We start from the raw sequence: 6,314 nt of genomic DNA on the forward strand, positions 1-6,314 counted from the left end.
GAAAACGGGAGCCTTGGCGGCGAGTTTTTTATCAAAGCAGCGCATCCACGCGCCGTGCAAGTCTTTGAGTTTCTGCTGGAGGTTGTCGGTATATGCCTCGGTCAGAAAGGCCATTTCTGGGTCTTTCTTCCAACTGGTGAGCATCCTGTTCAGCTCAAAGGCAGAAGGTAGTTTTTCGCCAGCATCCAGAATGCGCTTTGTCTCTGCCAGCCCGTGATTCCAGACATAACGAGCACAACCGCCCAACTGGCGCAGGCGTTGCGCTTGTTGGGCGGTCGGTTCGAGTCGGAACTTGTAGGCTTTCAGAATTTGCATTTAGCGCTCAGTGTGCAGCATTATTACCATATCTATTAAGCCCGATTGAGTGACAGAATGCAATTCACTAAAATTAATAAATCACGCCATGCGGCCTACGTTTTGCACGTACATTTGGTGTTTATCACCAAGTATCGAAAGCCGATATTGGGGGAACTGCATCACGCCTCCTTCGGTCAGTATGCGGCAGAGGTTTGCAGAGATTTTGGTGCGGAACTGAAAGAGTGTGACGGAGAGGCTGATCATGTTCACATGCTGATAGAGTACGCGCCAACGGTGCAGCTATCGGTACTGGTGAACTCGTTAAAGGCGGTCACATCAAGGCGACTGCGTAATGAATTTCTGGACTTGAGAGGTGCTTACAGCAAACCCGTACTCTGGTCACGCTCTTACTTTGCGGGCTCTTGCGGCGGAGCACCGTTGGAGGTGATCAAGCAATACATTCAAAACCAGCGGGGCTGACGCCCCGGCGAAATTCCCCTCCCACCTACGTCGGAGGGAGTCCCCTTTCGCATTTAAGATGGCAATCTTCATTCCACACTCCTCATGGCTGGCTGAAATAGAGATCCTTGGTGGCGATGGCGCCCTTGAGGTTGCGGCTCGGCAAGCCGCGCAGTGCCGGGTCCACCAGTCTCATCTGGTTGTAGTGATAGACGGGGATGACGGGCACCTCCTCCATCAGCAGTTGCTCGGCCTGATGATAGATCCCGGACCGAACGTTGGCATCCAGGGTCTCGGAGGCCTGCTGCAGCAGACCATCGAAGACGGGGTTGCAGTAGCCGCTCTCGTTCTGGGGATCCTGGCAGCGGAAACTGCCAAGCATGGACGACGGCTCGACATAATCACCAAACAAAAATGAACGAGCCAGCATGAAATCACCACTGTTCTTGGCCACCTGATAAGCATTCCACTCCATGTTGTTGAGGGAGACTTCTACCCCCAGCGGTTTCCACATGGCCGCCACCGCCAGAGCCAGCTTCTTGTGGTTCTCCGACGTGTTGTAGGTCAGTGTCAACCTGAGAGGATGGGCGCTGTTGTAGCCTGCCTGGGCCAACAGCGCGGCTGCGCGGGCCAACCGAGTTGACTGGTCTTCCCGGGAGAGGGGGATATCCAGTTCGTCATAACCTGGCATGGCGGGCAGCAATGACCAGGCAGGACGTTCTCCCTGGCCGCTCACCTTCTCGGTCAGCAGGTAGCGATCAATGGCCATGGAGAGCGCTTGGCGCACCCGCACATCCTGCAATTCAGGGAGATTGAGATTGAAGGTATAAAGATAGGTGCCAAGCAGCGGCAAACCCCAGATCCGCCCCGGTGCCTCCTGCATGGTCTTCTGGTAGTACTCCAGCGCCACCTTGTTGGTGAGCTGGATCTCCCCCGCTTCGTAACGCAGCCGCTCCCCATGCTGGGAAGCGAGCGGCAGGTAGGTCACCCGCTGGATCCGGGTATGGGCGTCATCCCAGTACTGGGGGTTGCGCTCGGCTTCGATGCGCTCGTTCACCACCCAGCTCGCCAGCTTGTAAGGGCCATTGCTCACCATCTTGCCTGGCTGGGTCCACTGCTTGCCAAACTGGGTGATGACCCGTTCGTTGACCGGCACGAAGGGACGCTGGCTGACCAGTTGCAGGAAATAGGGAACGGGACGCTCCAGGGTCACTTTCAGGATCTGGTCGCTTTCTGCCTCCACCCCCAGGGCATCGAGATCGAGCGCACCGGCATAAATGGACTGGGCATTGTTGATGCCGGTCGCCAGCAACAGGCCAGCGGAGGGGGAAGCCTGCGCCGGATTCAGCAGCCGCCGCCAGGCGTAGACGAAATCCCGGGCTGTGAGGGGCTCGCCGTTGGACCATTTGAGCTGGGGACGCAGAAAGAAACGCCACACCAGTCCATCCTCGCTGGTCTCCCAGCGCTGGGCCTGGGCGGGCACTATCATGCCCTGTCCATCCTCGCTCACCAGCCCCTCGAACAGGTCCACCAGCACCACCTCCCCTGGGAAGCCGGAGCGGATCAGGGCCGGATCGAGGGACTCGGGTTCGGCGCCATTGCCTTTGACCAGGGTTTGTCTATCTGAAATGTAAGTCTGCTCAACCACGCTACTAGCCAGTGACGGCGGCACCGCCATCAACCCAAGCAGTAAGGGAGATAGCCAGCGACGGGCTGGCCTGACGGCGAAACGGTAAAACATACATTAACCTCGTTCAATTCTTTTGACTGCAATAGGGAGAAGGCCGGCGGCGCGCCTGGAAACGAATGCATGATGCCGCGCTTGTTATCCCCGAAGACGGCCCGTATTGTATCGGGCCTGCCCGATAGAGGGAGTCTTCCGGGTTATTTTTTTCATGGTTTTATGACGACATAGCGGCCACGGGTGCGTGCGACAGCAAGAAGGCACGCTCCCCTGCCCCGTAAGCAATCGGCCCGGGGTGATATGTCGCCTGTAGGTCCGGTTGTCGTCTACCGTTTCAGGGGTCTTTATGGGTTACGAATGGCTGGCGCTGGCTGCCGCCAGTTTATGGGCGATCGCCGCCCTCATCTCCGTCAAACCGGCTCGCCATCTGGGGGCCTTTGCCTACAGCCGCTGGCGGATGTTCCTGGTCAGCCTGATGCTGGCCAGCGCAAGTCTGGTGACGGGAGGCTGGCAGACCCTCACCGAGAGCGCCCTTCCCCTGCTGGCCCTCTCCGGCCTCATCGGCATCTTCGTCGGCGATACTGCCCTCTTTGCCTGCATGAACCGACTCGGCCCCAGGCGCAGCGGTCTGCTCTTCTCCTGCCACGCCCTCTTCTCCGCCCTGCTTGGGCTCTGGCTCTTTGGCGAGCGGCTCGATGGTTGGCGCCTGCCAGGCGCCTTGCTGGTCCTGGCCGGGGTCATGCTCGCCATCCTGTTTGGTCGTCGTGGCGACAACCAGCAGAACGAATGGGAGCAGGTGCGCGGCCGCCTCGTGGTCGGCATAGCCCTTGGCCTCACCGCAGCCCTGTGCCAGAGCCTCGGAGCCATCATCGCCAAGCCGGTGATGATGAGCGGCACCGTGGACGCGGTGAGCGCTTCCGGCGTGCGCATGGGCAGCGCCCTCTTGGCACACTGCGTCTTGCGGGCACTGCGCCTGCCGCTCGCCATGCCGCACAACCCAATCAACCGGCAGGTGCTCGGCATGATAGGCATCAACGGATTTCTGGCGATGACGCTGGGAATGACCCTGATCCTGGTGGCCCTGCGTCAGGGAGATGTGGGCATGGTGGCCATCTTGTCTTCCACCACACCGGTCATTCTGCTGCCCTTGCTGTGGTGGCACTCGGGGATGCGTCCCTCGCTCCCCGCCTGGGCCGGAGCCCTGCTCGCCACCCTGGGCACGGCCCTGGTGCTGGGAATGGGGAACTGAGCCCCGTCTATCCTGCAGGAAGGACCAACACGCCCATCGGCGGCACTGAGCCGCCGATGCTCCCCCGTGCCGGACAGGGAGAGAGGCGATCGCGTCCCTAGAACAGGGCCACTTCCTCTTCGGTCAGCTCCCGGTATTCCCCCGGTGCCAGCTCATCGTCCAGAGCCAGATCGCCGATGCGTTCCCGATGCAGTCCGACCACCTTGTTGCCGATGGCGGCGAACATCCGCTTCACCTGGTGATACTTGCCTTCGTGGATGGTCAGGCGTGCTTCCCGATCGTCCAGGATTTCCAGCTCCGCAGGGCGGGTCTTGTCGTTCTCGTTGCGCAGGTAGATACCGTCGGCAAAGAGCGAGATGGCCTCTTCACTCACGGGATCAGCCAGCCAGACGTGGTAGGTCTTCGCACACTCGTGCCGGGGCGACGTGATGCGATGGGACCACTGGCCGTCATCGGTGATCAGCACCAGCCCGGTGGTATCGAGATCGAGGCGCCCCACCACGTGCAGTTTGCCCATGGCCGGCTCGTCGAGCAGGTGGAACACGGTGGCGTGATCCGGGTCCTCGTTGGAGCAGACATATCCTTCCGGCTTGTGCAGCATGAAGTAGCGATTCTGCAGGTTCAGGGTCAAGGTCACACCGTCAAACTCGATCTGGTGTTGCTCATTGATGTGAAAGGCGGGCTGCTTGACCAGCACGCCGTCTACCAGCACTTCCCCCTGACGGATCAGCTTGCCCGCCTGGGAACGGGTCAAATCGGAGCAATCGCAAAGAAATTTGTCGAGCCGCATGCAAAAACCTCGGAATCCATCATGATTGGGGGCGACATTATATCGGTCAGACCCGACAACACCAGTACTAAGCGACAGGGACTCAAGATGGCGCCTGACGCCATGATGTGCCAGTGATAGACTGCCGTCAGCAGACCGACATCACACATAATAATAAGCCCAGGATGTACCCATGAAGCCGACGAAGTCTCACCCCGTCATCCCCGTCAGCCAGTTGAAACCTGGCATGTATGTCATTGCCATTGCCAGCCAGACCGGCGCCATGGAAATTTCCCAGACGGGCATGGTGACCAACCCTCAACAGGTGGAGGCGCTGATCCGGCGTGGCGTGCTGACGGTGCGGGTGGATCTTGCCCGCAGCAAGCTGCCGGGAGGGGGCACGGCAAGCCCGGCGGATGTGGTGACAAACGGGGCGGGCTCCTCTCGTCAGATCGGCAGTAGTGAAGGGCGCGAGCTCAAGATCCGTCGGCTCTATCAGGAAGCGCGCGAACTGCAAGGCAAGTTCATTCGCCATCTCAAGGCCGGAGAGCCCATCGACATCACGCCCCTTGCCGCCGTGGCCGAAGAGATGGTCGATACCATTTTCACCCACGGCGATGCCATGCTCTGTCTGGCGCGGATCCGTGCCAAGGATGCCTACCTGATGGAGCACTCCATGAATGTCGCCATCCTCCTGGCGAACTTCGGCCGCTACCTGGGGCTGGATCGCAGCGTGCTCAAGGAGCTGACCCTCGGTGGCCTGCTCCACGATGTGGGCAAGATCATGACCCCGGACGAGGTGCTCAACAAACCGGGCAAGCTCACCGATGAGGAGCTGGAGGTGATGCGCGAGCACGTGGTCCACAGCCACGACATCCTGGCCGCCACCGCCGGCATCACCCCCATCATGCTGGAGGTGGCCGCCAACCATCACGAGCGGATCGATGGCACTGGCTACCCGCGGCGCCTCAAGGGGGATCAGCTCTCCCTCTACACCCGCATGAGCGGCATCGTCGATGTCTACGATGCGGTGACGGCAGACAGGGTTTACAAACAGGGCATGCAGCCAACCCAGGCGTTTCGCATTCTGCTCAAGGGGGTTGACCTGCATTTTGATGCCGACCTGGTAACCAGGTTCATCAAGTGCATGGGGGTCTATCCGGTGGGTACCCTGGTGCAGCTCTCCAACCAGCGCCTGGCCATCGTGATGCAGCGCAACGAACAGCAACCGCTCAAGCCCGTGGTCAAGGTGATCTATCACGCAGGCCATCGCCATTATCTCGAGGTGCAGTGGCTGGATCTCGCCAAAAACGGGGTTCAGGAGACCATAGAGAGCACGGTGGACCCCAAGGAGTTTGGCATCAACCTGGCCAACTTCGTCTAACCTGTCCGGCTTGTTGACGGCTGCTCGCGGCAATGGTGTTCGCTGAGCCAGCGCACCGCGCGGCGCAAGTCTTCACCTTGACATCCTCCCCCACCTTAGCGCTTCGCGTCACAGGAGGGGGATTCCCATTACTGGGTGATAGCTGCTCGCGCAGTACCGGGTTCCTGCTTCATCGGGCGGCCTGATTGCACCACGCCTCCACAGGCTAAAACGGCGTGTCCCGCCGCTAAAATATGGTTCATCGCGGCTTTCCGGGGAAGGCCGCCTTGATTTTCAGAAAAAAGTATTCTGAGTCCCTAAATCCATATGCCATACGCTTTATCACTTCCTGATTACCCATGATTAGCAGTCAGTTACCACGAACTATACTGATCTTACGTACAGTTATCGAGGTGCGAGATCATGGCCAAAAGCAAAATCCAATTCCAGAAAGGCTACAGCCTGTTTGAGTTTCTCAAGGACTATGGCACTG

6 protein-coding genes are annotated in these 6,314 nt (G+C 59.5%); 3 read left to right on the forward strand and 3 right to left on the reverse strand.

The window, feature by feature from the left end; genetic code table 11:
* Nucleotides 1–315, reverse strand: a 315-nt coding sequence (locus tag J9889_RS20685; protein WP_210557959.1) for a helix-turn-helix domain-containing protein, incomplete at its 3' end; no start/stop codon positions are given.
* A gap of 57 nt (nucleotides 316–372) precedes the next feature.
* On the opposite strand from J9889_RS20685, the gene tnpA reads away from it, so the two are divergent.
* Entirely contained in the window at nucleotides 373–777 is a 405-nt protein-coding gene (gene tnpA / locus J9889_RS20690) for an IS200/IS605 family transposase (protein WP_124814433.1), read from the forward strand.
* A gap of 82 nt (nucleotides 778–859) precedes the next feature.
* Here the strand turns inward: tnpA and J9889_RS20695 are convergent, their stop codons facing one another.
* Nucleotides 860–2,497: a peptide ABC transporter substrate-binding protein gene (locus J9889_RS20695; RefSeq protein ID WP_102948627.1), complete on the reverse strand. Its 1,638-nt coding sequence runs from the start codon at nucleotides 2,495–2,497 to the stop codon at nucleotides 860–862.
* Nucleotides 2,498–2,786: 289 nt separating this feature from the next.
* Between J9889_RS20695 and J9889_RS20700 the strand changes: the two genes are divergently transcribed.
* The gene (locus tag J9889_RS20700) at nucleotides 2,787–3,689 is read left to right on the forward strand and encodes a DMT family transporter (RefSeq protein ID WP_010675302.1); all 903 of its coding nucleotides are present in this window, start codon (nucleotides 2,787–2,789) and stop codon (nucleotides 3,687–3,689) included.
* Between the two features lie 97 nt (nucleotides 3,690–3,786).
* Here J9889_RS20700 and rsuA read toward each other — a convergent pair whose 3' ends face one another.
* Nucleotides 3,787–4,479, reverse strand: coding sequence for a 16S rRNA pseudouridine(516) synthase RsuA (gene rsuA, locus J9889_RS20705; RefSeq protein ID WP_043153817.1), 693 nt, complete (start codon nucleotides 4,477–4,479; stop codon nucleotides 3,787–3,789).
* Nucleotides 4,480–4,651: 172 nt separating this feature from the next.
* On the opposite strand from rsuA, the gene J9889_RS20710 reads away from it, so the two are divergent.
* Nucleotides 4,652–5,842: an HD-GYP domain-containing protein gene (locus J9889_RS20710; protein WP_210557961.1), complete on the forward strand. Its 1,191-nt coding sequence runs from the start codon at nucleotides 4,652–4,654 to the stop codon at nucleotides 5,840–5,842.
* Nucleotides 5,843–6,314: the final 472 nt, after the last annotated feature.

This window comes from Aeromonas sp. PrichA-15 (assembly GCF_017939245.1).
GTDB classification, from domain to species: Bacteria; Pseudomonadota; Gammaproteobacteria; order Enterobacterales; family Aeromonadaceae; genus Aeromonas; species Aeromonas caviae.